This is a genomic window from Streptomyces sp. NPDC050674, from assembly GCF_040654575.1.
Taxonomy (GTDB): Bacteria; Actinomycetota; Actinomycetes; order Streptomycetales; family Streptomycetaceae; genus Streptomyces.
In genome coordinates this window covers 77,303-100,295 of record NZ_JBFAIG010000013.1, presented here as the reverse complement: position 1 = coordinate 100,295, position 22,993 = coordinate 77,303, and the positions used below count along the sequence as shown (strand labels likewise).

The following is a 22,993-nucleotide window of genomic DNA, read 5'->3' as shown; positions in this document are numbered from 1 at the left end:
AGGCCCGCCCCTGGTGGGACGGGCCTCTTGGTTTCCCGGGTCTCGCGGGGGTGCCCCCGCGTCGGCCGGATGTGCGTCAGGGGGCCTGGAGGTCGACCAGTGCGGCCAGGGCCTCCCGGTGGGCGCCGGCGGTGCCGTAGGCGAGGGAGTCGGCCTTCGCGCGCTTGAGGTACAGGTGCGCGGGGTGCTCCCACGTCATGCCGATGCCGCCGTGCAGTTGCAGGGCCTCCTCGGCGGCGTGCACGGCCACGGGTGCCGCGTAGGCCTGGGCGACGGTGACGGCCACGTCGACGTCCTCGCCGGTGGTCAGGGCGTCGGCGGCGCTGCGGGCGGCCGCGCGGGTGTTGACGACCTCCAGCCACAGCTGGGCGAGCCGGTGCTTGAGCGCCTGGAAGCCGCCGACGGGCCGGTTGAACTGCTTGCGGTCCTTCAGGTAGCGGACGGTCTCCGTCAGCGTCCACTCGGCCAGCCCGTACTGCTCGGAGGCGAGCAGCCCGGCCCCGGCGCGCAGCGCACGGCGCACGGCCGGTTCGGCGTCGCCCAGCAGCCGGCCCGGTGCTCCGTCGAGGGTGACGGTCGCGAGCGGCCGGGTCAGGTCCAGGGAGGTCCGGGGTGTGACCGTCGCGGCCGAGGCGTCGACCGCGTAGAGGCCGCCGTCGTCGGCGGGCACGAGCAGGACGTCCGCGACGGCCGCGTCGGCGATGCCGGTCAACTCCCCGTGCAGGGCGCCGCCGTCGTGCCGGACGGTCCGGTAGGCGGTCCCCGGTGCGATGTGGAGGGCGACCGCGAGGATGCCGATCGTCGTCCCGGTCGCGAGGTCGCGGAGCAGGTCGTCGGTGCCGCAGGCCAGCAGGGCCTCGGTGGCGACGACCGCGCTGGTCAGGTACGGCACGGGCGCGACCGCGCGTCCCAGTTCCTCCAGCACCACGGCGGCTTCGCGGTGCGTGGCGCCCTGGCCGTCGAGTTCCTCGGGCACCAGCAGGCCGGCGAGGCCCATGCCGTCGGTCAGGGCCTTCCACAGCGCCCGGTGGTGCGGGGTGTCCGACTCGGTGCGGGCGATGACGCCGGGCGCGTCGCAGTGGTCGGTGAGCAGGTCGCGGACGGCGGCGCGCAGCGCCTCTTCCTCTTCCGAGTACAACAGGTCGCGCTCGTTCTTCACCGGGCCAGGTCCTTCCAGGCGACGTCCTTGTCGGTGCGCGGCTCGGCGGGCAGGCCGAGGACGCGCTCGGCGACGATGTTCAGCAGGACCTCGCTGGTCCCGCCCTCGATGCTGTTGCCCTTGGAGCGCAGATAGCGGTAGCCGGCGTCGCGGCCGGTGAAATCGACCAGCTCCGGGCGCCGCATGGTCCAGTCGTCGTACAGCAGTCCTTCCTCACCGAGGAGTTCCACCTCCAGGCCGCTGATCTCCTGGTTGAGGCGGGCGAAGGCCAGCTTCATGCCGGCGCCCTCGGGGCCGGGCTGGCCCACGACGAGCTGCTGGCGCAGCCGCTCCGCGGTGAGGCGGGAGACCTCGGCCTCCACCCACAGCTTCAGCAGCCGCTGGTGCAGATCGTGGGTGCGCAGTTCGGGCCGCTCACGCCAGGTCTTCGAGACCGGGCCGATCATGCCGCCCTCGCGGGGCAGCCGCATGCCGCCGATCGCCACGCGCTCGTTGTTCAGCGTGGTCTGGGCGACCTTCCAGCCGTCGCCGACCGCTCCGAGGCGCCGCGCGTCGGGGATGCGGACGTCGGTGAGGAACACCTCGTTGAACTCGGCCTCGCCGGTGATCTGCCGCAGCGGCCGCACCTCGACACCGGGGTCGGTCATGTCACAGACGAAGTAGGTGATGCCCCGGTGCTTGGGAACGTCCGGGTCGGTGCGGGCGATGAGGATCGCCCAGCGGGCCACATGGGCGCTGGACGTCCAGACCTTCTGCCCGTTGACGACCCAGTCTCCCCCGTCCTCACGCACGGCCCGGGTGCCCAGCGCGGCCAGGTCGGATCCGGCACCGGGCTCGCTGAACAGCTGGCACCAGACCTCCTCGCCGGTCCACAGCGGCCTGAGGAAACGCCGCTTCTGTTCCTCGGTCCCGAACTGGAGGATGGTCGGCGCGGCCATGCCCAGACCGATGCCGATGCGCCGCGGGTCGTTGTCGGGCGCCCCGGCGGCCTCCAGCTCGGCGTCCACGACGGCCTGGAGAGACCGGGGAGCACCGAGTCCGCCGAGGCCCTCCGGGTAGTGCACCCAGGCCAGTCCGGCGTCGAAGCGGGCCCGGAGGAAGTCGAGGCGGTCGGTGGAGGCCGGCGGGTGGGCGGCCAGGAACTCTTGGGTGCGGCGGCGCAGTTCCTCGGTGCCGGTCATGCTGCCTCCTCCATGACGATCGCGACCCGGCCGGTGGTCAGACCGTCCGCCACCTGCTGCACGGCGGTCGCCGCCGAGCCGAGCGGTACGCGTTCGCTGACCAGCGGCTTGATCGCGCCCCGGGCGGCCAGCTCGGTGAGCCGCTCGTGACAGTGCCGGACCAGCTTGGGGTTCTTGGTGTTGTACAGGCCCCAGTGCAGGCCGAGGATCGAGTAGTTCTTCACCAGGGCGTGGTTCAGGCCCGGGCTGGGAATCGTGCCGCTGGCGAAGCCGACGACGACGATCCGCCCCTCGAAGGCGACGGCCTTGGCGGACTGCGTGTAGGCCTCGCCGCCGACCGGGTCGTAGATCACGTCGGCGCCCCGGCCGCCGGTGGCCTCCTTGACGGCGGCGACGACGTCCTCGGAGTGCCGGTCGATCACGACGTCGCAGCCCAGCTCGCGGGCGACGGCCGCTTTCCCGGGGCCGCCGACGACACCGATGACGGTGGCGCCGGCGGCCTTCCCGAGCTGCACGGCCGCGCTGCCGACCCCTCCAGCGGCAGCGTGGACGAGCAGGGTCTCGCCGGCCTCCAGACCGGCCCGGCGGTGCAGACCGAACCACCCGGTCTGGTAGCCGATGTGCAGGGCCGCGGCCTCGGCGTCGTCCAGGGCGTCCGGCGCGGGCAGCAGGGCGGCGGCGTCCGCGACGGCGTACTCGGCGAAGCCGCCGTGGGGCAGCGCCGGGTTGGCGATCACCCGGCGGCCGTCCCCGGTCTCGCCGCAGATCTCCACGCCCGGGGTGAACGGCAGCGGCGGCCTGACCTGGTACTGGCCGCGGCACAGCAGGGCGTCCGGGAAGTTGACGTTGGCCGCCCGTACCTTCAGCAGGACCTGGCCGTCACCGGGCGTGGGCGGCTCCACGTCCTCGAGCTTCATCACCTCGCCCGGCTCGCCGTTCTCGTGCACTTGCCATGCCTGCATGCGGGGCCTCCACGGGGGACTGCTTCGTCTGACCGGGGTCGGTTCGCATACTAAGCGGTCGCTTGCTGATCAGGGAACAGTCTCCGGGAAAGTCCCGCGCGGAGGTCCGCCGTACGTCACGCGCCCTTCGGCCGTGCCCGCACGTGCATCCGCTCGCCCTGGGGTCCGAACAGGCTGAGGAACTCCACGGGCCCCTCCCCCGTCGACCCGAACCAGTGCGGCACCCGGGTGTCGAACTCGGCGGCCTCCCCCGCGGTGAGCACCACGTCGTGCTCGCCCAGCACCAGGCGCAGCTTCCCGGACAGCACGTACAGCCACTCGTAGCCCTCGTGCGTCCGCGGGTCCGGCTCCTGCCGGCGCCGGGGTTCCAGGACCTTGTAGGCCTGAAGGCCGCCGGGCTGGCGGGTGAGCGGCCAGTGGGTGCGGCCGCCCATCACGATCGGCTTGGCGCGCACGCGCGGATCACCGGCCGGCGGGGCGCCGACCAGCTCGTCCAGCGCCACCTGGTGGGCGCGCGCGATCGGCAGCAGCAGTTCCAGACTGGGTTTGCGCAGGCCGGACTCCAGCCGCGAGAGGGTGCTGACGGAGATGCCGGTGGTCTCGGACAGCGCCGCCAGGGTCACCTCCCGCTCCTTGCGCATCTGCCGCAGCCTGGGGCCCACGCCCGCGAGTACCTCGTCCGTCGTCATGGTGGTATTGCAGGTTCGGCAAAGTCGTTTGTCAATCCCGCAGGGCTCGGGCGACGCTCGGCAGCGGAGGTGGTCACATGACCGACACATACACGGTGGTCGTCGTCGGCGGGGGCGCGGCGGGTCTGTCCGCCGCGCTGGTGCTGGGGCGCGCCCGGCAGCGCACGCTGGTGGTCGACGCGGGCGAGCCGCGCAACGCGCCCGCCGCCCACATGCAGGGTTACCTGTCCCGGGACGGCATGCCGCCCGCCGAGTTCCTGACCCTCGGCCGGGAGGAGATCGCGCGCTACGGCGTGGACCTGGTGCGGGACCGGGTGGTGGACGTGGAGAAGGGTGAGGATTTCACCGTGGTGCTGGCCGGCGGCCGGACCGTACGTGCCCGGCGGCTGATCGTCGCCACGGGGCTGAAGGACGAGCTGCCCGAGGTCGACGGACTCGCGGAGCGGTTCGGGCGGGACGTGCTGCACTGCCCCTTCTGCCACGGCTGGGAGGTGCGCGACCAGCCGTTCGGCGTGCTGGCCACGACCGCGGCGAGTGTGCACCAGGCGCTGATGGTGTCCCAGTGGTCCAAGGACGTGCGGTTCTTCCTGCACACGGTCGCCGAGGAGGAGCTGTCCGACGTGGACCTGCGCCGGCTCGCCGCGGCCGGGGTGGAGGTGGTGCCCGGGGAGGTCGCGGGACTGGTGGTCGAGGACGACCGCCTCACCGGCGTGCGGCTCGCGGACGGCACGACCCACGCCCGGTCGGTGCTGTTCACCGCCCCGCGGGCGGTTCCGCAGACCGGCCTGCTCCAGCGGCTGGGTGCTCAGCTGCACGAGACGCCGTTCGGCGCGTACCCGGTGATCGACGCGACCGGCCTGACGACGGTGAAGGGCGTGTGGGCCGCGGGCAACGCGATCGGCTTCGCCGAGCAGGTCGTGCACGCGGCGAGCGGCGGATACCGGGCGGCGTCGGCGATCGTCGGGGACCTGCTGATGACCGACCTCGACGCGGCCGCGCAGGTGTAGAGGCACCGTCCGCGGTGCACCATGACTGCATGCTGCTGCACCGGCTGGCCCGAGTGTCCCAGGAGGTCGCCGCCACCTCGGCGCGGTCCCGCAAGACGGCCCTGCTCGCGGAGCTCTTCCGGGACGCCGAGCCCGAGGACGTGCCGATCGTCATCCCGTACCTGGCGGGACGGCTGCCGCAGGGGCGGATCGGCGTCGGCTGGAAGGTGCTGAGCCGCCCCGTCGGTCCGGCGACCGAGCCGGGCCTGACCGTGCGGGAGGTGGACGCCCGGCTGTCCGAGCTGGCCAAGGTGTCCGGGCCCGGCTCCCAGGCGGAACGGACCCGCCTGGTGGGCGAGTTGATGGGCGCGGCCACCGAGGACGAGCAGCGGTTCCTGCTCGGGCTGCTCACCGGAGAGGTCCGGCAGGGCGCGCTGGACGCGGTGGCGGTCGAGGGGCTGGCCCAGGCGACCGGGGCACCGTCGGCGGACGTACGCCGGGCCGTGATGCTCGCGGGTTCCCTCCAGGCGGTGGCGCAAGCGCTGCTCGCGGAGGGGCCGGGCTCCCTCGACCGCTTCCGCCTCACCGTCGGCCGCCCGGTGCTGCCGATGCTGGCGCACAGCGCCTCCTCGGTGGCCGAGGCGGTGGACAAGCTGGGCACCTGCGCGGTGGAGGAGAAGCTGGACGGCATCCGCGTCCAGGTGCACCGTGACGGCGACACCGTGCGGCTCTACACCCGCACCCTCGACGACATCACCGACCGCCTGCCCGAAGTCACGGCCGCGGCCCTTGCATTGCTGGGTGAGCGGTTCATCCTGGACGGCGAGGTGATCTCCTTCGACGAGGGCGGACGCCCCCGCTCGTTCCAGGAGACCGCCGGACGTGTCGGCTCCCGCACGGACGTGGCCACGGCCGCCCGCGCGGTGCCGGTCTCCCCCGTCTTCTTCGACGCGCTGTCCGTCGACGGCCACGACCTGCTCGACCTGCCCTTCGCCGAGCGGCACGCCGAGCTGGCCCGTCTGGTGCCCGAGCCGATGCGGGTGCGGCGCGCGCTGGTGTCCGGCCCGGACGACACGCCCGGCGCGGAGGAGTTCCTCGCCGCAACGCTGGAGCGCGGCCACGAGGGCGTCGTCCTCAAGGCGCTCGACGCCCCCTACAGCGCGGGCCGGCGCGGCGCGTCCTGGCTGAAGGTGAAGCCCGTCCACACCCTCGACCTGGTCGTCCTGGCCGCCGAGTGGGGCCACGGCCGCCGCGCCGGCAAGCTCTCCAACCTCCACCTGGGCGCCCGCACCGCCGACGGCGGCCTCGCCATGCTCGGCAAGACCTTCAAGGGCATGACCGACGCGATGCTCACCTGGCAGACCGAACGCCTCCAGCAGCTCGCCGTCGAGACCGACGACTACGTGGTGAGGGTCCGCCCCGAACTCGTCGTCGAGATCGCCTACGACGGACTCCAGCGCTCCACCCGCTACCCGGCCGGTGTCACCCTCCGCTTCGCCCGCGTGGTCCGCTACCGGGAGGACAAGCGGCCCGAGGACGCCGACACGGTCGAGACGCTGCTCGCGGCGCATCCGGAGGTGAAGCCGTGAAGCGCAGTGCCGGCCTGCTGCTCTTCCACCGCACCGACGAGCGCCTCGAGGTGCTGCTCGGCCACATGGGCGGGCCGTTCTTCGCCCGGCGCGACGCCGGGGCGTGGACCGTGATCAAGGGCGAGTACGACCCGGACGAGTCCGCCTGGGACGCCGCCCGCCGCGAGTTCCAGGAGGAACTGGGGCTGCCCCCGCCCGACGGTGAGGCCCTCGACCTGGGCGAGGTCCGGCAGACCAACGGCAAGATCGTCACGGCCTGGGCGGTCGAGGCGGACCTCGACCCGGCGACGATCACACCGGGCACCTTCAGCATGGAGTGGCCGCCGAGATCGGGACGGTTCCAGGAGTTCCCGGAGCTGGACCGGGTGGCCTGGTTCGGCCTCGACCGGGCCCGCGCGGTGATCGTCACGGCGCAGGCGGCGTTTCTCGACCGCCTGGCGGAGCACTCGCCCTGAGGAGACGCTCCCGCGTTGCGGTCCCCTCCGCCGCGCGGGAAGGTCGAGACACAGCCCGCTCCGAGGGAGGTCAGCCATGCCCATCGCAACGGTGAACCCGGCGAACGGCGAGACGCTCAAGACGTACGAGGCCATGGACGAGCAGGAGATCGAGCGCCGGCTCCAGCTCGCCGAGGCCACGTTCCGCACCTACCGGACGACGAGCTTCGACGAGCGGGCCCGGCTGCTGCACCGGGCCGCCGACCTCCTCGAAGAGGACCAGCAGGACATCGCCCGCGTGATGACCACCGAGATGGGCAAGCCGATCCAGCAGGCCCGGGCCGAGGCGGCGAAGTGCGCCAAGGCGATGCGCTGGTACGCCGACCACGCCGAGGAGCTGCTCGCCGACGAGGAACCCGCCGACGCCGACGTCAAGGACTCCGGCGCCTCCCGCGTGCGGGTCCGCTACCGGCCGCTCGGCCCGGTGCTGGCGGTGATGCCGTGGAACTTCCCGCTGTGGCAGGTGATCCGCTTCGCCGCGCCCGCGCTGATGGCGGGCAACGTGGGCCTGCTCAAGCACTCCTCGAACGTCCCGCAGACCGCCCTGTACATCGAGGACCTCTTCCACCGGGCGGGCTTCACCGAAGGCACCTTCCAGACCCTGCTGATCGGCTCCGCCGCGGTCGACGAGATCCTGCGCGACGAGCGGGTCAAGGCGGCCACGCTCACCGGCAGCGAACCCGCGGGCCGCGCGGTCGCCTCCACCGCCGGAGAGATGATCAAGAAGACGGTGCTGGAGCTGGGCGGCAGCGACCCGTTCGTCGTCATGCCGTCCGCCGACATCGACCGGGCCGCGAAGGTCGCGGTGACCGCCCGGGTGCAGAACACCGGGCAGTCCTGCATCGCCGCGAAGCGGTTCATCGTGCACACGGACGTCTACGACGCCTTCGCCGAGCGGTTCGCCGCGGGCATGAGGGCGCTGAAGGTCGGCGACCCCCTGTCCGACGACACCGAGGTCGGGCCGCTCTCCAGCGAGCAGGGACTGCGTGACCTGGAGGAACTGGTCGACGACGCGGTGCGCAGCGGGGCCGAGGTGCTGTGCGGTGGCGAACGGCCGGACGGCCCGGGCTGGTACTACACGCCGACGATCCTCGCCGGCATCACCCGCGAGATGCGCATCCACCGGGAGGAGGCGTTCGGTCCGGTCGCGACGCTGTACCGGGCGGCCGACCTGGACGAGGCGGTGCTGATCGCGAACGACTCGCCCTTCGGACTGAGTTCGAACGTGTGGACACGCGACGACGAAGAGGTCGACCGGTTCACACGCGATCTGGAGGCCGGCGGAGTGTTCTTCAACGGCATGACGGCGTCCCACCCGGCGTTCCCGTTCGGCGGTGTGAAGCGGTCCGGGTACGGGCGTGAGCTGTCCGGGCACGGAATCCGCGAGTTCTGCAACATCACCACTGTTTGGCATGGTGCGTGAGTGTTGCGGGGCTACGATCGCGTCTGTGAACCGCGAAGTGACTCTGCCTCTGATCGTCGACGACCGCGGGACCTTGCAGGTGGCCGCGGCGGATGTGAGCAAGCTCTTGCGGACGGTGGGGGGTCGGTGGGTGCGGCTCGTGGAAGGCGGGGAGTCGGGGCTGGACGAGGACACGGTCGCCGAGCTGGCCATCGAGCTGGCGAAGCTGGCCGATCGCATCGATGTGGCCTGCATCGCGCACAGCAGTGGGACGGCCACGTAGGTGCCGCGCGTGCGGCGCGCCGTGCTGTGCGGCGCGGTTCCCCGCGCCCCTAGGCGGTCGGCTCCCCCAGCGTCGACCAGAACCTCGCCTCGTACGTCTGCAGCAGGCGGCCGTATGCGTGGGCTCGTGTCTCGTCGAGGCGGCCGGCGTCCAGCCCCGCCCGCACCGCCTCCGTCGCCAGCCGGTCGAGGTCCGGCGACGGCTCGGCGAAGAAGTCGAAGAAGGCGCAGGCCTCGTCCGTGAAGCCGTACCGCTCGCGCAGCGCGGTCGCGATGGTCGCGCAATAGCCGCCCCACGCGGAGAAGTTGGCCGTGAGGGCCAGGACCACGTCCGCCGGTGAGGCGTTCAGGGCCAGCCAGGCCACGTAGGCCGGGTAGGTCTGACAGCCGGGCAGCGGAACGTAGGACGCCTCCCTTGCCTGGTCCACGCCGCATGCCCGGGCGAAGGCGGTCAGCCGCTCCCCCGCCAGGACTTCGCCCTGGGCGAGCGCCGTGAAGAACGCCGCGGCCTGCGGGTCCGTCATCGCGGAACGCTCCGCCAGGTGCTCGAACGCGCGGCGGTCCGCGGGAATCACCCGGGTCTGCTCCAGGGCGAGGGCGGCGAGGACCGAGCGGGGCGCCGTGCCGTCGGCGATCCGCGGCACGAGGGGGTTGGACCGCGGATCGGGGGCGAGGCGGGCGGTGGTCTTCGTCAGCAGGTCCCGGGCCGGGTGCGTCATCGCGTCCTCCGTCATCCAAGTGTCGCAACGAGCCTTGCACGTCCTCCCCGGTACGGAGTAGCCCGGCGCGAAGTCGCGGTGCCGACGGGTGATCGTGGGGTGACCACCCCTAGGGCCTGTGGTTTGGATCAGGTCGGCCGGGAGTGACTGCGCCTCTCGGCCGACCCGAGCGGGGTGTGGTGCGTGCAGATGCAAGGCGGAGGAGGGCGTCAACGCGGAGCGTTGACAACCGACGACAACGCGGCAGATGCGCGTGCCACGCCCCGCGACGCCGGCATGATCCAAACGACAGGCCCTAGTGGTGAACCACCTTCTGGCCGGGGGGCGAGCGCCTTCCGGAAGGCGAAAGCAGGCATGGTTCATGGCGACTTTGTGCAGACCCGCGGTGTCCGTCCCGGAGTACGTGATCACGATGGAGGAGACGCTGGAGCTGGCGCGCCGGCGCCACGCCGACCACCCGCAACTGCCGCTCGCCCTCCGGCTGATCGAGAACACCGGTGTGCGCACGCGACACATCGTGCAGCCCATCGAGGAAACGCTGAAGCACCCCGGGTTCGAGGACCGCAACAAGCTCTACGAGGCCGAGGCCAAGGCCCGCGTGCCCGCGGTCGTGCAGCGGGCACTCGACGACGCCGAGCTGCTCACCACCGAGGTGGACCTGATCATCTACGTGTCGTGCACGGGCTTCATGATGCCCTCGCTCACGGCCTGGCTGATCAACGAGATGGGTTTCGAACCGACCACCCGTCAGCTGCCGGTGGCCCAGCTGGGATGCGCGGCCGGCGGTGCGGCGATCAACCGGGCCCACGACTTCTGCACGGCGTATCCCGAGGCCAACGTGCTGATCGTGGCGTGCGAGTTCTGCTCGCTGTGCTACCAGCCCACCGACATCGGTGTCGGCTCGCTGCTGTCGAACGGGCTGTTCGGTGACGGCATCGCCGCAGCCGTGGTCCGCGGCCGGGGCGGTGAAGGAGTCCTCCTGGAGCGCAACGGCTCGTACCTGATCCCCAAGACCGAGGAGTGGATCATGTACGACGTGCGGGCGACCGGCTTCCACTTCCTGCTGGACAAGCGGGTGCCGGGCACGATGGAGCCGCTCGCCCCGGTGCTGAAGGACTTGGCCGGTGACCACGGCTGGGACGCCACCGACCTGGACTTCTACATCGTCCACGCGGGCGGGCCGCGCATCCTGGACGACCTCAGCACCTTCCTGCACGTCGACCCGCACGCCTTCCGCTTCAGCCGGGCCACGCTCACCGAGTACGGCAACATCGCCAGCGCCGTGGTCCTGGACGCCCTGCGCCGGCTGTTCGACGAGGGCCGCCCCGAGGACCGGGCGCGCGGACTGCTCGCCGGGTTCGGACCCGGCATCACCGCCGAGATGGCCCTGGGCCGCTGGCGCAGCGCGGACGAGACGATGTGACATGAGCGAAGAGACGATCAGCGGGAACCGTCCCCCGGCCCGGGAGCGGCCGGCGTCCGCCCCGCCCGGCGCGGACGTCGGCCCGCTGTGCGAGCCGGGGGACGCGGGCCCGCCCACTCGCGTTGGGCTGCCCGACGGCGACGGCTGGGCATGGCTGGTCACCCGGCACGACGATGTGCGGGCGGTGGCCGACGACCCGCGCTTCAGCCGCGTGGCCGTCACCGGCCGACGGGCCGGCCGGCCGGCCCCGCACCCTGTAGGGGCAGGTGGCGCGGCGGGCTTCCCGGACACGCCGGACCACATCCGTCTGCGGCGCGGGGTGGCCGCCGTGTTCAGTGCGAGCGGGGTGGAGCGCAGGCGTGAGCGGTGCGGCCGCATGCTGGGCGAGCTGGTGGAGGAGATGCTCCAGGACGGCCCGCCGGCCGATCTGACGGAGGCCGTGCTGGGCCCGTTCCCCGTCGCGGTGATCTGCGAGCTGATGGGTGTCCCGCCGGCCGACCGGCAGGGCATGCACGCCTGGACGCGGCAGATCCTGTCCTCCTCGCACGGCGCCGACGCGGGCGAGCGGGCCAGGAAGGAGATGGCCGCCTACTTCTCCGATCTGATCGGTCTGCGGGAGGGCAGCACCGGCGAGGACGTCGCCTCCCTGCTGGGCGCCGCCCTCGGCCGCGCGGAGCTCACCCTGGACGAGGCGACCGGATGCGCGGTGGGCCTCCAGGTCGGCGGCGAGGCGGTCACCCACATGAGCAGTCGGCTGTTCCGCCTGCTGCTGAGCCGCCCCGAGCTGGCCGAACGCCTGCGCGCCGAGCCGGGGATCCGTCCCCGGGCCGTCGACGAACTGCTGCGCCGGATCTGCCGGGACGACCCGAACGGGCCGAGACGGATCGCCCTGGAGGACGTGGAGATCGGCGGTGTCCGCGTCCGAGCCGGCGAGGTGGTCCAGGTGTCGTACGCGGCCGCGAACCACGACCCGGTCGTCTTCCCGGACCCGGAGGCGCTCGACGTCGATCGCGCCCCGAACCCGCACCTCACCTTCGGCTCCGGCCCGCACCACTGCCCCGGCGGCGCGTTGGCCCGGATGGAGCTGGAGCTCCTGGCCGACGCGCTCCTCGACGGGGTGCCGGGCCTGCGGCTCGCGGTCCCGGCCGAGGCGGTGTCCCCCGGGAGGAACACTCCGGTCGGCGGGCCCGAGGCCCTGCCCGTGACGTGGTGAGCGGGCGATGACGGCGACCGACGGGTTGTTCGTCCCGCCGGGCCACGGCCGGGTGATGGCGGCCCCCGCCCACCACGTCACCTTCAAGGTGACCGGCGCGCACTCCCGGACGGCGTCCACCTTCGAGGTGGTGGTGCCGCCGGGCTTCGACGTCGGCGCCCATGTGCACACCCGCAGCGAGGAGTTGTTCTACGTCCTCGAGGGCGAGCTGGACGTCCTCGCCTTCGAGCCGCGGGTGCGCACTCCCGACCACTGGCAGCGGTGGGAGTCCCGGTCGGGGGACCGCGTGGTGCGGGCGACACCGGGCACGGTGATCGCCGTGCCGCCGGGTTGTCCGCACGCGTTCGCCAACCCGACGGACGAGCCCGCGAAGATGTTCTTCCAGGCGAGCCCGCCGCCGGACCACGAGCGGTACTTCGAGGAGCTGCTGGAGATCCTCGGCGGCGGGGGCCCGCCGGACCACGCCGCGATCGAGGAACTGCGGGCGCGGTACGACATCGAGCAGCTGACGCCGCTCAGGCACCGTTAGCGGATCGGCACACCGGCCAGGGTGCGGGCGATGACCAGGCGCTGGATCTCGCTCGTGCCCTCGAAGATGGTGTAGATGGCCGCGTCCCTGTGCATCCGCTCGACCGGGTACTCGCGGGTGTAGCCGTTGCCGCCGAGGATCTGTATCGCCTGGGCCGTGACCTTCTTGGCCGTCTCGCTCGCGAACAGCTTGGACATCGAGCCCTCGGCCGCGGTGAACGGCTTGCCGTTGATGGCCATCCAGGAGGCGCGCCAGACCAGCAGCCGGGCCGCGTCGATCGAGGTGCGCATGTCCGCGAGCTGGAACGCCACGCCCTGGTTGTCGATGATCGGCCGTCCGAACTGCTGCCGGGTCGTGGCGTAGTCGAGGGCGACCTCGTAGGCGGCGCGGGCGGTGCCGACCGCCATGGCGCCGACGGCCGGGCGGGAGGCCTCGAAGGTGGCCATGGCGGCGTTCTTCACGCGCTCCCCGCCCTGCCTGGCCTTCTCCCGCGCGCGGGCCAGGCGTTCGTCCAGCTTCTCCTTGCCGCCGAGCAGGCAGGAGCCGGGGACGCGCACGTTGTCGAGGACGACCTCGGCGGTGTGGGAGGCGCGGATGCCGTGCTTCTTGAACTTCTGGCCCTGGGACAGTCCCTCGGTGCCCGGCGGCACGATGAAGGAGGCGTGGCCCTTGGAGCCCAGCTCGGGGTCGACGACCGCGACGACGACGTGGACGTTGGCGATGCCGCCGTTGGTCGCCCAGGTCTTGGTGCCGTTGAGCACCCATTCGTCCTTGGCCTCGTCGTAGACGGCCCGGGTGCGCATGGAGGCCACGTCGGAGCCGGCGTCGGGCTCGGAGGAGCAGAAGGCCGCGACCTTGACATCGTTGGCGTCGCCGTACATCTGCGGGATCCAGGTGCCGATCTGCTCCTCGGTGCCGTTGGCGAGGACGCCCACGGCGGCGAGGCCGGTGCCGACGATCGACAGGGCGATGCCCGCGTCGCCCCAGAAGAGCTCCTCCATCGCCATGGGGATGCCGAGGCCGGTGGAGTCGAAGTACTGCTGGGCGTAGAAGTCCAGAGAGTAGATGCCGACCTTGGCGGCCTCCTGGATGACCGGCCAGGGAGTCTCCTCACGCTCGTCCCATTCGGCGGCCGCGGGCCGGATCACGTCGGCGGCGAAGCCGTGGAGCCAGTCGCGGACCTCCTTCTGTTCGTCGTTGAGCTCCATGGTGAACTCGGCCATGTCGTCCCCTCCAGCGGCGCACGTGCATGTTACTTGCGGTAACACCAGTCTGTTACCGGCGGGTAGGAGAAGTCAACTCCTACCGACCGGTCGGCACCCGTTCGGTGTCCTGAGCATGCTTCAGTGTTAGTTTGCGCAGGCGTCAGCGAAACACCACGGGTGGGGAGAGCACATGGACACCACACAGCGGACCGATCAGCAAAGGTCCGCCGACCGCCGTCGGCGTGAGCTGCTGGAAGCCGCCGACCGAGTGGTGCTGCGTGACGGCCCGCAGGCCTCCATGAACGCGATCGCGGCGGAGGCCGGCATCACCAAGCCGATCCTCTACCGGCACTTCGGCGACAAGGGCGGACTTTACGCGGCCCTTGCCAAACGGCACACGGACGCGCTGCTGGATTCGCTGCGGGCGGCACTGGACGCACCGGCGGACCGGCGGGAACGGGTCGAGGCGACGCTGGGGACGTACCTCGCGGCGATCGAGGCGCGGCCCCAGGTGTACCGGTTCCTGATGCACCCGGCGGAGGGGAGCCAGCCGGGGGATCAGGGATTCGACGTCGGCAAGCACAGTGCGCCATTGCTGCGGCGGATGGGCGAGGAACTGGCGCAGGTCATCGAGGAGCGGCTGGACCTCGGTCCGGGCGGGCAGCAGCTGGCGCGGGTGTGGGGGCACGGGATCGTCGGCATGATGCATGCCGCCGGGGACTGGTGGTTGGGGGAACGGCCGTGTTCTCGGGTGGAGTTGGTGCGGAGTTTGGCCGACCTGTTGTGGGGGCGGCTTGCGGCTGCGGGGGATCGGGTGGGGGGCCCGGGGTTCTGACCGTTGCGGTCCGACTGACCGCCGGTGGGGGTTGTTCGCGCAGTTCCCCGCGCCCCTGAGGAGTCACCCCACCGGGCGCCATGAGGCCCTGGCCACTTGCCGCATCAGTCTGCGGTGGCGCCAGCCGCTCAGGTGGTCCGCGTAGATGCGGCCCTCCACGTGGTCGCATTCGTGTTGCAGGCAGCGGGCGAAGAAGCCCGTGCCGTGGACGGTGACGGGTTCTCCCGTCATCGTGAAACCCTCCACCACCGCGTGGTCGTACCGCTCCGTGCCCGCTTCCAGGCCCGGCAGGGACAGGCAGCCCTCCGGGCCCCGGATCACCACGCCGTCCTTTTCGGTCAGCCGGGGGTTGATCACATGCCCCACGTGGCGGACGTCCTCGTCGTCCGGGCAGTCGTAGACGAAGACCCGCAGCGGCTCGCCGACCTGGTTCGCGGCCAGCCCGACGCCCCGGGCGGCGTACATGGTGGCGAACAAGTCCTCGACGAGCCGGGCCAGTTCGGGGCCAAAGTCGGTGACCTCGGCACAGGGTGCGTGCAGGAGCGGGTCGCCGTGCAGAGTGAGGGGTCTCACGCGGCCGTGGGCGCCGGGGATGGAGCTGTGTCGCATGGCGGCAAGAGTAAGGTCCTGTCGGTCCGCGCCTTCCACACGAGTTCGCCACAGTGCCGCGGTTCGGGAGTGCGAATGGATCTCGATAGGCTGAGGTCCACACCACGTGGCCGTCAGGCTTCAAGGCGCGGCGCGTACGCAAGGAGGATCGAGAACTGATGGCAGGCAACTCGGACCCGCTCTCGCCGCGGGCCAAGCTGGCCGTGACCGCGGGCAAGGCGGTCGCGGCGGCATCGCGCGCCGCAGGGCGCGGCAGCGGATCGGTGATCGGCGGCCGGGTCGCGCTCAAACTCGACCCCGACCTCCTGGCCCGGCTCGCGCAGAACCTGGACGTGACCCTGGTCTCCGCGACGAACGGCAAGACCACCACCACCCGGCTCATCGCCGAGGCCCTGCGCGCGGCGGGGCCGGTCGTCTCCAACGCGCTCGGCGCCAACATGCCGGCCGGCATCACCTCGGCCCTCGCGGGCAGCTCGGACGCCCGCTACGGCGTCATCGAGGTCGACGAGAAGTACCTCGCGGGCGTGGCCCGGGACACCGCCCCGAAGTGCATCGCCCTGCTCAACCTCTCGCGCGACCAGCTCGACCGTGCCGCCGAGACCCGCATGCTCGCCGAGAACTGGCGGGAGGGGCTCGCGGGCTCCAAGGCCGTGGTCGTGGCCAACTGCGACGACCCGCTGGTGGTGTGGGCGGCGTCGTCCTCCCCCAATGTGATCTGGGTCGCGGCCGGGCAGATGTGGAAGGACGACGCCTGGTCCTGCCCGTCCTGCGGCGGCGTGATGCAGCGCCCCGGCGACGACTGGTTCTGCGGCGAGTGCGGCTTCCGCCGTCCCACGCCCAGTTGGGCCCTCTCGGGCGACCACGTCCTCGACCCGCACGGCTCGGCCTGGCCGATCCACCTCCAGCTGCCCGGCCGTGCCAACAAGGCCAACGCCGCCTCCTCGGCCGCCGTGGCCGCCGTGTTCGGGGTGCCGCCGCAGGTCGCGCTGGAGCGCATGTACCAGGTGCAGGCGGTGGCCGGACGCTACGACGTCGTCCAGTTCCAGGGCCGCGACCTCAGGCTGCTGCTCGCGAAGAACCCGGCCGGCTGGCTGGAGACGTTCTCGCTCATCGACCCGCCGCCCACCCCGGTCATCCTCTCCGTGAACGCCCGCGGAGCCGACGGCACCGACACCTCCTGGCTGTGGGACGTCGACTACACGCGCCTGACCGGCCACCCGATCTGCGTGGTGGGCGACCGCCGGCTGGACCTGGCGGTGCGCCTGGAGGTCGCCGACCAGCACTTCCAGGTCTACGAGAACCTCGACCAGGCCGTGGCCGCGTGCCCGCCCGGCCGCATCGAGGTCATCGCCAACTACACGGCGTTCCAGGACCTGCGCCGCCGCGTCGGCAACTGAGCACGAGACGTCAGGGGACTTTTGTGAGCGACAACCAACTGCGCATCGTCTGGATCTATCCCGACCTGCTCAGCACCTACGGCGACCAGGGCAACGTGCTCGTCGTGGAGCGCCGCGCCCGGCAGCGCCGCCTGGACGTGGCCCGGCTGGACGTGCGCAGCGACCAGCCGATCCCGACCTCCGGCGACATCTACCTGATCGGCGGCGGTGAGGACCGGCCGCAGCGGCTCGCCGCCGAGCGGCTGCGCCGGGACGGCGGACTGACCCGGGCCGTGGAGAACGGCGCGATCGTGTTCTCCGTGTGCGCCGGCTACCAGATCCTCGGCCACGAGTTCATCAACGACCTCGGCCAGCGCGAGCCCGGCCTCGGGCTGCTGGACGTGGTGTCGACGCGCGGCGAGGGTGCCCGCTGTGTCGGTGACGTGCTGGGCGACGTCGACGCGCGGCTCGGCCTGCCCCCGCTGACCGGCTTCGAGAACCACCAGGGCGTCACCCACCTCGGCCCCACCGCCCGCCCGCTCGCCCGGGTGCGCTTCGGCAACGGCAACGGCACGGGCGACGGCACGGAGGGCGCGTACAACGACACCGTCTTCGGCACGTACATGCACGGACCGGTGCTCGCCCGCAACCCGCTGATCGCGGACCTGATGCTGAAGCTGGCCCTCGACGTCAACGCGCTGCCGCCGACCGACGACCGCTGGTACGAGGCCCTGCGCAACGAACGCATCGCCGCTGCTCAGCAGCCTGCGTGAGCGCAGCGCCGCAGCATGTGCGCGGCACGCGTCAACCTGCTGGTCAACAGCCCGTCTGACGGCACATCCGCACAGGTGAGCGGGGTCGTCCAGCAGGCGGACGCGTGCTTCGGTCCGGCCCCTCGGTGCCGCTAGGGTGGCGGGGATTCCAGCCGGACAAGGTGGTCCGGCCCCCGGCCCACGTGGAGAAGGTATTCGGGCTATGCGCATTGGTGTCCTCACGTCCGGCGGCGACTGCCCCGGCCTGAACGCCGTCATCCGGTCCGTCGTGCACCGCGCCGTCGTCGACCACGGCGACGAGGTCATCGGCTTCCGGGACGGCTGGAAGGGCCTCCTGGAGTGCGACTACCTCAAGCTCGACCTCGACGCGGTGGGCGGCATCCTCGCCCGCGGCGGCACGATCCTCGGGTCCTCCCGGGTCCAGCCCTCCCATCTGCGGGACGGTGTGGAGCGGGCCAGGGGCCATGTCGAGGAGCTCGGCCTCGACGCGATCATCCCGATCGGCGGCGAGGGCACGCTCAAGGCGGCGCGGCTGATGTCGGACAGCGGCCTGCCCGTCGTGGGCGTGCCGAAGACCATCGACAACGACATCGCGGTCACGGACGTGACCTTCGGCTTCGACACGGCCGTCGGGGTGGCGACCGAGGCGCTGGACCGTCTGAAGACCACGGCCGAGTCCCACCAGCGGGTCCTGGTGGTCGAGGTCATGGGCCGGCACACCGGCTGGATCGCGCTGCACTCCGGGATGGCGGCCGGTGCGCACGCCATCGTCGTGCCCGAGCGGCCCTTCGACATAGAGGAGCTGACCCGCCGGGTCGGTGAGCGGTTCGCGGCGGGCAAGCGCTTCGCGATCGTCGTGGCGGCCGAGGGGGCGAAGCCCAAGGCCGGGACCATGGAGTTCGACGAGGGCGGCAAGGACATCTACGGGCACGAGCGGTTCGCCGGGATCGCCCGGCAGCTGTCCGTGGAGCTGGAGGGGCGGCTCGGGAAGGAAGCCCGGCCGGTGATCCTCGGACATGTGCAGCGGGGCGGGACGCCGACCGCCTACGACCGGGTGCTGGCGACGCGCTTCGGGTGGCACGCGGTGGAGGCGGTGCACCGGGGGGAGTTCGGGCAGATGACGGCACTGCGCGGCACGGACATCGTGATGGTGCCGTTGGCTGAGGCCGTGGAGACGCTGAAGACGGTGCCGGATGAGCGATACGCCGAGGCGGAGACCGTTCTCTGAGGTTGCGTCGCCGTAGTCGGCCGGGTGCGGGAGATGTGCGGCCGTTCACGCCCACGCGGCACAGCCGCAGATCAAACACAGCCCCGCGCCCCTGAAGTTCGCCCCCGGTCACTTGTGCGGCCGGGGGCGGTTCTACTCTTGTGGGCGGACAGATGGCTGCACACCCCCACGAAACAGGAGCCGGCGGAATGGATCACAGCGGGCACGGCATGACCATGGATCTGCCGGCGTTCACGCTGGGACGAGGTCTTCAGTGGTCGGCGGACCCGTTCTTCCTCGTCGCCTGCCTGGTGGGGCTGGCCCTGTACGGGTGGGGTGTCGTGCGGCTCGTCCGGCGCGGGGACAAGTGGCCCGTGGGGCGGACGGTCGCCTACGTCCTGGGTGTGCTGAGCGTCATGCTCATGATGTGCACCCAGCTGAACGACTACGGCATGGTCATGTTCAGTGTGCACATGGTGCAGCACATGGTCATCAGCATGGTGTCGCCCATCCTCGTCCTGCTCGGGGCGCCGATCACGCTGGCGCTCCGGGCGCTGCCGACCGCCGGGCGGGGCCGCAAGGGTCCCCGGGAGCTGCTGCTGATGTTCCTGCACAGCCGCTACATGCGGGTCATCACGCACCCGGCGTTCACGATCCCGCTGTTCATCGCGAGCCTGTACGGGCTGTACTTCACCCCGATCTTCGACACCCTGATGGGGTCCAAGGCGGGCCACATCGCGATGATGGTGCACTTCCTCGCCGTCGGCCTGGTGTTCTTCTGGCCGATCATGGGCGTGGACCCGGGGCCGCACCGCCCGGGCTATCTGATGCGGATGCTGGAGCTGTTCGCGGGCATGCCGTTCCACGCGTTCTTCGGGATCGCCTTGATGATGGCGTCCGAGCCGATGGTCGAGACGTTCAAGAACCCGCCCGGCTCGCTCGGCATCGAGGCGCTGTCGGATCAGAACGCGGCGGGCGGCATCGCCTGGGCGTTCAGCGAGATCCCCTCCGTGCTGGTGCTGGTCGCCCTGCTGTTCCAGTGGTACGCCTCCGACCAGCGCCAGGCCAGGCGTGAGGACCGGGCCGCCGACCGCGACGGGGACAAGGAACTCGAGGCGTACAACGCCTATCTGGCCTCACTGAACACGCAGGGGCGCTGAACACCGCCCGGGTACGGGCCGTGCGCGCCGGGCGTCCGCCGGGCACCATGGAGGGACCGAACCATGAGGAGGGTGTTGCGATGCCCGGTTCCACGAACGGTTCCAACTCGACGAAGACCATGGGAGTGCTCACCGTGGGCGGGCTGGTCGCGGTGACGGCCTACACGGTGGCGCTCGGCAGCAACGGCTGGCTGTGGTTCGGCTGGGTCGTGCTGGGTCTGATCACGCTGGGACTGGTGGTCACCACGCGCAGCACCTGAGGGCTCACTCCCGGGGCAGCCGGCCCGCCGAGTGCACACCCGGCTGGTACTTCGGGAGCCTCACGGTGATCTTCATGCCCGCGCCCGCGGCCGTCTCGATGACGAGGCCGTGGTCGTCGCCGTAGACCTGGCGCAGCCGGTCGTCGACGTTGGACAGGCCGATGCCGCCCGAGGGGCTGACCTCGCGGGCGAGGATGCGGCGCAGCAGTCCGGGGTCCATGCCGGCGCCGTCGTCCTCGATGACGACGAGCGCCTCGGCGCCCGTGTCCTGGGCGGTGATCTGGATGTGGCACTTGCCGGAGGGCACGGCCTTGCCCTCCAGGCCGTGCTTGACGGCGTTCTCGACGAGCGGCTGAAGGCACAGGAAGGGCAGGGTCACCGGCAGCACCTCCGGCGCTATCTGGAGGGTCACGGACAGGCGGTCGCCGAAGCGTGCCCGCACCAGGGCCAGGTAGTGGTCGATGGCGTGCAGTTCCTCGGCGAGCGTGGTGAAGTCGCCGTGCCGGCGGAACGAGTAGCGGGTGAAGTCGGCGAACTCCAGCAGCAGCTCGCGGGCGCGCTCGGGGTCGGTGCGGACGAACGAGGCGATCACCGCGAGCGAGTTGAAGATGAAGTGCGGGGAGATCTGCGCACGCAGGGCCTTGATCTCGGCCTCGATCAGCCGGGTGCGGGACTGGTCGAGATCGGCCAGTTCCAGCTGGACGGAGACCCAGCGGGCGACCTCGCCGGCGGCCCGGACGAGGACGGCCGACTCGCGGGGCGCGCAGGCGACGAGGGCGCCGTGCACCCGGTCGTCGACGGTGAGCGGTGCGACGACCGCCCAGCGCACGGAGCAGTCGAGGCTGTCGCAGGTGAGCCGGAAGGCCTCGCCGCGGCCGGTCTCCAGGGAGCCGGCGAGGCGCTCCATGATCTCGGTGCGGTGGTGGGCGCCGTCGCCGTCCCAGACGAGCACCTGCTCGCGGTCGGTGAGGCAGAGGGCGTCCGTGCCGAGCAGCGAGCGCAGCTTGCGGGCCGATTTGCGGGCGGTCTCCTCGGTCAGGCCGGCCCGCAGCGGGGGCGCGGCCAGGGAGGCGGTGTGCAGGGTCTCGAAGGTGGCGTGCTCGACGGGGGTGCCCAGTCCGGCGAGGCTCTTGGCGCGGGCGGTGCGGCGGCCGATCCAGACCCCCAGGGCCAGCACCGGGAGCACGGCGACGCACAGGCCCGCCAGGAAGCCGCTCATGCCGTCACCTCCGTGCGCAGTTCCTCGGGCAGGTGGAAGCGGGCCAGGACGGCGGCGGTGCCGGGCGGGACCCGGCCCGGGGTGGCCAGGGAGACCAGGATCATGGTCAGGAAGCCCAGCGGCACCGACCACAGGGCGGGCCAGGCGAGCAGGGCGTGCGCGGCGGCGCCTTCGCCGGGGTAGCCCGCCATGGTGGCGGCCACGGCGAGCAGGGCCGAGCCGCCGCCGACCAGCATCCCGGCGGCGGCTCCGGGTGGGGTGAGGCGGCGCCACCAGATGCCGAGGACGAGCAGCGGGCAGAACGAGGACGCCGAGACGGCGAAGGCGAGCCCGACGGCGTCGGCGACCGGGAGCCCGCCGACCAGGACGCTCGCCGCGAGTGGCACGGCCATGGCGAGAACCGTCCCGAGCCGGAAGTGCCGTACGCCCCGGGAGGGCAGGACGTCCTGGGTGAGGACGCCCGCGACCGCCATGGTCAGGCCCGAGGCCGTGGACAGGAACGCGGCGAAGGCGCCCCCGGCGACCAGGGCGCCCAGCAGGTCGCCGCCCACTCCCCCGATCATCCGGTCGGGCAGCAGCAGCACGGCGGCGTCCGGGTCGCCGGTGAGGGTGAGCTCGGGGGCGTAGAGGCGGCCGAGCGCGCCGTAGAGGGGCGGCAGGAGGTAGAAGGCGCCGATCAGGCCGAGGACCGCGACGGTGGTGCGGCGGGCGGCCACGCCGTGCGGGCTGGTGTAGAAGCGGACCACGACGTGCGGCAGGCCCATGGTGCCGAGGAACGTGGCGAGGATCAGCCCGTACGTGGCGTACAGCGGGCGCTCCTCACGGCTCTCGGCCTGGGACGGGGACAGGTCGCCGCCGCCGCTGCGCTCGGCCCCGGGGACGGGGGCGCCCGCGGCGAAGGTGAGACGGGTGCCGCCTTCGATGTGGTGGGTGCCGGCCGGGAGGTGGAGACGGGTGCCGGTGTGCGTCCGGCCGTCGACGGTGCCGGTCACGGTGACCGTCAGGGGCCGGTCCAGCTTCAGGTCGATGCCGTCGTCCACGTGGACGGCGCGCTGCTCGCGGAAGGTGGCCGGTTCGTCGAAGGCGTGCCGCGGGGCGCCGTCGCCCTGCCAGGTGAGGACCAGGAAGAGGGCGGGGACGAGCAGGGCGGTGAGCTTGAGCCAGTACTGGAAGGCCTGCACGAAGGTGATGCTGCGCATGCCTCCGGCGGCGACGATGGCGGTGACGACGACGGCGACGATCACCCCGCCGAGCCAGTCGGGTGCCCCGGTCAGCACGGTCAGGGTCAGTCCGGCGCCCTGGAGCTGGGGCAGCAGGTACAGCCAGCCGACCCCGACGACGAAGGCGCCGGCCAGTCGCCGCACGGCCGCGGAGGCGAGGCGGGCCTCGGCGAAGTCGGGGAGGGTGTAGGCGCCGGAGCGGCGCAGCGGGGCGGCGACGAACAGCAGCAGGACCAGGTAGCCGGCGGTGTAACCGACCGGGTACCAGAGCATGTCGGGGCCCTGGACCAGGACGAGGCCCGCTATGCCGAGGAAGGAGGCGGCGGAGAGGTACTCCCCGCTGATGGCGGCGGCGTTCAGGCGCGGGCCGACGGTGCGGGAGGCGACGTAGAAGTCGGAGGTGGTGCGGGAGATGCGCAGGCCGAAGGCGCCGACGAGGATCGTCGCGACGACGACCAGGGCGACGGCGGGGATGGCGTAGCCGGAGTTCATGGGCGCGGT

Annotated in this window: 23 protein-coding genes; 14 read left to right on the top strand and 9 right to left on the bottom strand. The window is 72.1% G+C overall.

Annotated elements, in window-relative coordinates; all coding sequences use genetic code 11:
• Nucleotides 1-76: 76 nt before the first annotated feature.
• The 4 genes from AB0I06_RS22200 to AB0I06_RS22185 all read right to left on the bottom strand — a co-directional run bounded on the left by AB0I06_RS22200 (nt 77) and on the right by AB0I06_RS22185 (nt 3,991).
• Nucleotides 77-1,159: an acyl-CoA dehydrogenase family protein gene (locus AB0I06_RS22200; RefSeq protein ID WP_363120555.1), complete on the bottom strand. Its 1,083-nt coding sequence runs from the start codon at nt 1,157-1,159 to the stop codon at nt 77-79.
• Nucleotides 1,156-2,340 (bottom strand): acyl-CoA dehydrogenase family protein, encoded by a 1,185-nt coding sequence (locus AB0I06_RS22195; protein WP_363120554.1) that lies wholly within the window; start codon nt 2,338-2,340, stop codon nt 1,156-1,158. Before AB0I06_RS22195 ends, AB0I06_RS22200 begins: the two co-directional genes overlap by 4 nt.
• Entirely contained in the window at nt 2,337-3,302 is a 966-nt protein-coding gene (locus AB0I06_RS22190; protein WP_363120553.1) for an NADPH:quinone oxidoreductase family protein, read from the bottom strand. The genes AB0I06_RS22195 and AB0I06_RS22190 overlap by 4 nt, the downstream gene beginning before the upstream one ends.
• Nucleotides 3,303-3,418: 116 nt before the next feature.
• Nucleotides 3,419-3,991, bottom strand: a complete 573-nt coding sequence (locus tag AB0I06_RS22185; protein WP_363120552.1) for an XRE family transcriptional regulator — start codon at nt 3,989-3,991, stop codon at nt 3,419-3,421.
• A 77-nt stretch (nt 3,992-4,068) separates the two neighbouring features.
• Here AB0I06_RS22185 and AB0I06_RS22180 point away from each other — a divergent pair, with 77 nt between their 5' ends.
• From AB0I06_RS22180 to AB0I06_RS22160, 5 genes are all read left to right on the top strand, one after another.
• Nucleotides 4,069-4,998 carry an NAD(P)/FAD-dependent oxidoreductase gene (locus AB0I06_RS22180; RefSeq protein WP_363120551.1) on the top strand — a complete coding sequence of 310 codons (930 nt, stop codon included), beginning with the start codon at nt 4,069-4,071 and terminating at the stop codon, nt 4,996-4,998.
• A 29-nt stretch (nt 4,999-5,027) separates the two neighbouring features.
• A complete protein-coding gene (locus AB0I06_RS22175; RefSeq protein ID WP_363120550.1) occupies nt 5,028-6,566 on the top strand; it encodes an ATP-dependent DNA ligase in 1,539 nt (512 codons plus the stop codon).
• Entirely contained in the window at nt 6,563-7,021 is a 459-nt protein-coding gene (locus AB0I06_RS22170; protein WP_363120549.1) for an NUDIX domain-containing protein, read from the top strand. The genes AB0I06_RS22175 and AB0I06_RS22170 overlap by 4 nt, the downstream gene beginning before the upstream one ends.
• 76 nt (nt 7,022-7,097) lie before the next feature.
• The gene (locus AB0I06_RS22165; protein ID WP_363120548.1) at nt 7,098-8,483 is read left to right on the top strand and encodes an NADP-dependent succinic semialdehyde dehydrogenase; all 1,386 of its coding nucleotides are present in this window, start codon (nt 7,098-7,100) and stop codon (nt 8,481-8,483) included.
• A gap of 25 nt (nt 8,484-8,508) precedes the next feature.
• The gene (locus tag AB0I06_RS22160) at nt 8,509-8,745 is read left to right on the top strand and encodes a DUF6213 family protein (protein WP_033307522.1); all 237 of its coding nucleotides are present in this window, start codon (nt 8,509-8,511) and stop codon (nt 8,743-8,745) included.
• 49 nt (nt 8,746-8,794) lie between these two features.
• Here the strand turns inward: AB0I06_RS22160 and AB0I06_RS22155 are convergent, their stop codons facing one another.
• Nucleotides 8,795-9,478, bottom strand: coding sequence for a transcriptional regulator (locus AB0I06_RS22155; protein ID WP_363120547.1), 684 nt, complete (start codon nt 9,476-9,478; stop codon nt 8,795-8,797).
• A 346-nt stretch (nt 9,479-9,824) separates the two neighbouring features.
• Between AB0I06_RS22155 and AB0I06_RS22150 the strand changes: the two genes are divergently transcribed.
• Genes AB0I06_RS22150 through AB0I06_RS22140 form a run of 3 tightly spaced genes read left to right on the top strand, consistent with a single transcriptional unit; the run spans nt 9,825 to nt 12,628 of the window.
• Nucleotides 9,825-10,886, top strand: a complete 1,062-nt coding sequence (locus AB0I06_RS22150; RefSeq protein WP_363120546.1) for a type III polyketide synthase — start codon at nt 9,825-9,827, stop codon at nt 10,884-10,886.
• Between the two features lies 1 nt (nt 10,887).
• Nucleotides 10,888-12,099, top strand: coding sequence for a cytochrome P450 (locus AB0I06_RS22145; protein WP_363120545.1), 1,212 nt, complete (start codon nt 10,888-10,890; stop codon nt 12,097-12,099).
• Nucleotides 12,100-12,106: 7 nt separating this feature from the next.
• Nucleotides 12,107-12,628 (top strand): cupin domain-containing protein, encoded by a 522-nt coding sequence (locus AB0I06_RS22140; protein ID WP_363120544.1) that lies wholly within the window; start codon nt 12,107-12,109, stop codon nt 12,626-12,628.
• Here the strand turns inward: AB0I06_RS22140 and AB0I06_RS22135 are convergent.
• Entirely contained in the window at nt 12,625-13,851 is a 1,227-nt protein-coding gene (locus tag AB0I06_RS22135; protein WP_363120543.1) for an acyl-CoA dehydrogenase family protein, read from the bottom strand. The two genes, AB0I06_RS22140 and AB0I06_RS22135, sit on opposite strands and share 4 nt — an antisense overlap.
• A 172-nt stretch (nt 13,852-14,023) precedes the next feature.
• Here AB0I06_RS22135 and AB0I06_RS22130 point away from each other — a divergent pair, with 172 nt between their 5' ends.
• Entirely contained in the window at nt 14,024-14,668 is a 645-nt protein-coding gene (locus tag AB0I06_RS22130; RefSeq protein WP_363120542.1) for a TetR family transcriptional regulator, read from the top strand.
• Between the two features lie 63 nt (nt 14,669-14,731).
• Here AB0I06_RS22130 and def read toward each other — a convergent pair whose 3' ends face one another.
• Entirely contained in the window at nt 14,732-15,277 is a 546-nt protein-coding gene (gene def / locus AB0I06_RS22125) for a peptide deformylase (RefSeq protein ID WP_363120541.1), read from the bottom strand.
• A 158-nt stretch (nt 15,278-15,435) separates the two neighbouring features.
• Between def and AB0I06_RS22120 the strand changes: the two genes are divergently transcribed.
• The 5 genes from AB0I06_RS22120 to AB0I06_RS22100 all read left to right on the top strand — a co-directional run bounded on the left by AB0I06_RS22120 (nt 15,436) and on the right by AB0I06_RS22100 (nt 20,053).
• The gene (locus tag AB0I06_RS22120; RefSeq protein WP_363120540.1) at nt 15,436-16,674 is read left to right on the top strand and encodes a MurT ligase domain-containing protein; all 1,239 of its coding nucleotides are present in this window, start codon (nt 15,436-15,438) and stop codon (nt 16,672-16,674) included.
• Nucleotides 16,675-16,697: 23 nt separating this feature from the next.
• Nucleotides 16,698-17,426: a glutamine amidotransferase gene (locus AB0I06_RS22115; RefSeq protein ID WP_363120539.1), complete on the top strand. Its 729-nt coding sequence runs from the start codon at nt 16,698-16,700 to the stop codon at nt 17,424-17,426.
• Nucleotides 17,427-17,628: 202 nt separating this feature from the next.
• Nucleotides 17,629-18,654, top strand: a complete 1,026-nt coding sequence (locus AB0I06_RS22110) for a 6-phosphofructokinase (RefSeq protein ID WP_363120538.1) — start codon at nt 17,629-17,631, stop codon at nt 18,652-18,654.
• Between the two features lie 188 nt (nt 18,655-18,842).
• Nucleotides 18,843-19,793 carry a cytochrome c oxidase assembly protein gene (locus AB0I06_RS22105; protein ID WP_363120537.1) on the top strand — a complete coding sequence of 317 codons (951 nt, stop codon included), beginning with the start codon at nt 18,843-18,845 and terminating at the stop codon, nt 19,791-19,793.
• Between the two features lie 80 nt (nt 19,794-19,873).
• On the top strand, nt 19,874-20,053 hold the full coding sequence (locus AB0I06_RS22100; RefSeq protein WP_363120536.1) for a hypothetical protein: 180 nt from the start codon (nt 19,874-19,876) through the stop codon (nt 20,051-20,053).
• A gap of 4 nt (nt 20,054-20,057) precedes the next feature.
• Here the strand turns inward: AB0I06_RS22100 and AB0I06_RS22095 are convergent, their stop codons facing one another.
• Both AB0I06_RS22095 and AB0I06_RS22090 read right to left on the bottom strand, forming a co-directional pair.
• Nucleotides 20,058-21,272: a histidine kinase gene (locus AB0I06_RS22095; RefSeq protein ID WP_363120535.1), complete on the bottom strand. Its 1,215-nt coding sequence runs from the start codon at nt 21,270-21,272 to the stop codon at nt 20,058-20,060.
• Entirely contained in the window at nt 21,269-22,984 is a 1,716-nt protein-coding gene (locus AB0I06_RS22090) for a cation acetate symporter (RefSeq protein ID WP_363120534.1), read from the bottom strand. The genes AB0I06_RS22095 and AB0I06_RS22090 overlap by 4 nt, the downstream gene beginning before the upstream one ends.
• Between the last annotated feature and the right edge of the window lie 9 nt (nt 22,985-22,993).

Coding starts and splice junctions, on each gene's coding strand:
- AB0I06_RS22105 (WP_363120537.1), top strand. CDS start 18,843: ATGGATCACAGCGGGCACGGCATGACCATGGATCTGCCGGCGTTCACG.
- AB0I06_RS22120 (WP_363120540.1), top strand. CDS start 15,436: ATGGCAGGCAACTCGGACCCGCTCTCGCCGCGGGCCAAGCTGGCCGTG.
- AB0I06_RS22130 (WP_363120542.1), top strand. CDS start 14,024: ATGGACACCACACAGCGGACCGATCAGCAAAGGTCCGCCGACCGCCGT.
- AB0I06_RS22155 (WP_363120547.1), bottom strand. CDS start 9,478: ATGACGGAGGACGCGATGACGCACCCGGCCCGGGACCTGCTGACGAAG.
- AB0I06_RS22185 (WP_363120552.1), bottom strand. CDS start 3,991: ATGACGACGGACGAGGTACTCGCGGGCGTGGGCCCCAGGCTGCGGCAG.
- AB0I06_RS22095 (WP_363120535.1), bottom strand. CDS start 21,272: ATGAGCGGCTTCCTGGCGGGCCTGTGCGTCGCCGTGCTCCCGGTGCTG.
- AB0I06_RS22165 (WP_363120548.1), top strand. CDS start 7,098: ATGCCCATCGCAACGGTGAACCCGGCGAACGGCGAGACGCTCAAGACG.
- def (WP_363120541.1), bottom strand. CDS start 15,277: ATGCGACACAGCTCCATCCCCGGCGCCCACGGCCGCGTGAGACCCCTC.
- AB0I06_RS22110 (WP_363120538.1), top strand. CDS start 17,629: ATGCGCATTGGTGTCCTCACGTCCGGCGGCGACTGCCCCGGCCTGAAC.
- AB0I06_RS22140 (WP_363120544.1), top strand. CDS start 12,107: ATGACGGCGACCGACGGGTTGTTCGTCCCGCCGGGCCACGGCCGGGTG.
- AB0I06_RS22150 (WP_363120546.1), top strand. CDS start 9,825: ATGGCGACTTTGTGCAGACCCGCGGTGTCCGTCCCGGAGTACGTGATC.
- AB0I06_RS22195 (WP_363120554.1), bottom strand. CDS start 2,340: ATGACCGGCACCGAGGAACTGCGCCGCCGCACCCAAGAGTTCCTGGCC.
- AB0I06_RS22100 (WP_363120536.1), top strand. CDS start 19,874: ATGCCCGGTTCCACGAACGGTTCCAACTCGACGAAGACCATGGGAGTG.
- AB0I06_RS22090 (WP_363120534.1), bottom strand. CDS start 22,984: ATGAACTCCGGCTACGCCATCCCCGCCGTCGCCCTGGTCGTCGTCGCG.
- AB0I06_RS22180 (WP_363120551.1), top strand. CDS start 4,069: ATGACCGACACATACACGGTGGTCGTCGTCGGCGGGGGCGCGGCGGGT.
- AB0I06_RS22145 (WP_363120545.1), top strand. CDS start 10,888: ATGAGCGAAGAGACGATCAGCGGGAACCGTCCCCCGGCCCGGGAGCGG.
- AB0I06_RS22135 (WP_363120543.1), bottom strand. CDS start 13,851: ATGGCCGAGTTCACCATGGAGCTCAACGACGAACAGAAGGAGGTCCGC.
- AB0I06_RS22175 (WP_363120550.1), top strand. CDS start 5,028: ATGCTGCTGCACCGGCTGGCCCGAGTGTCCCAGGAGGTCGCCGCCACC.
- AB0I06_RS22190 (WP_363120553.1), bottom strand. CDS start 3,302: ATGCAGGCATGGCAAGTGCACGAGAACGGCGAGCCGGGCGAGGTGATG.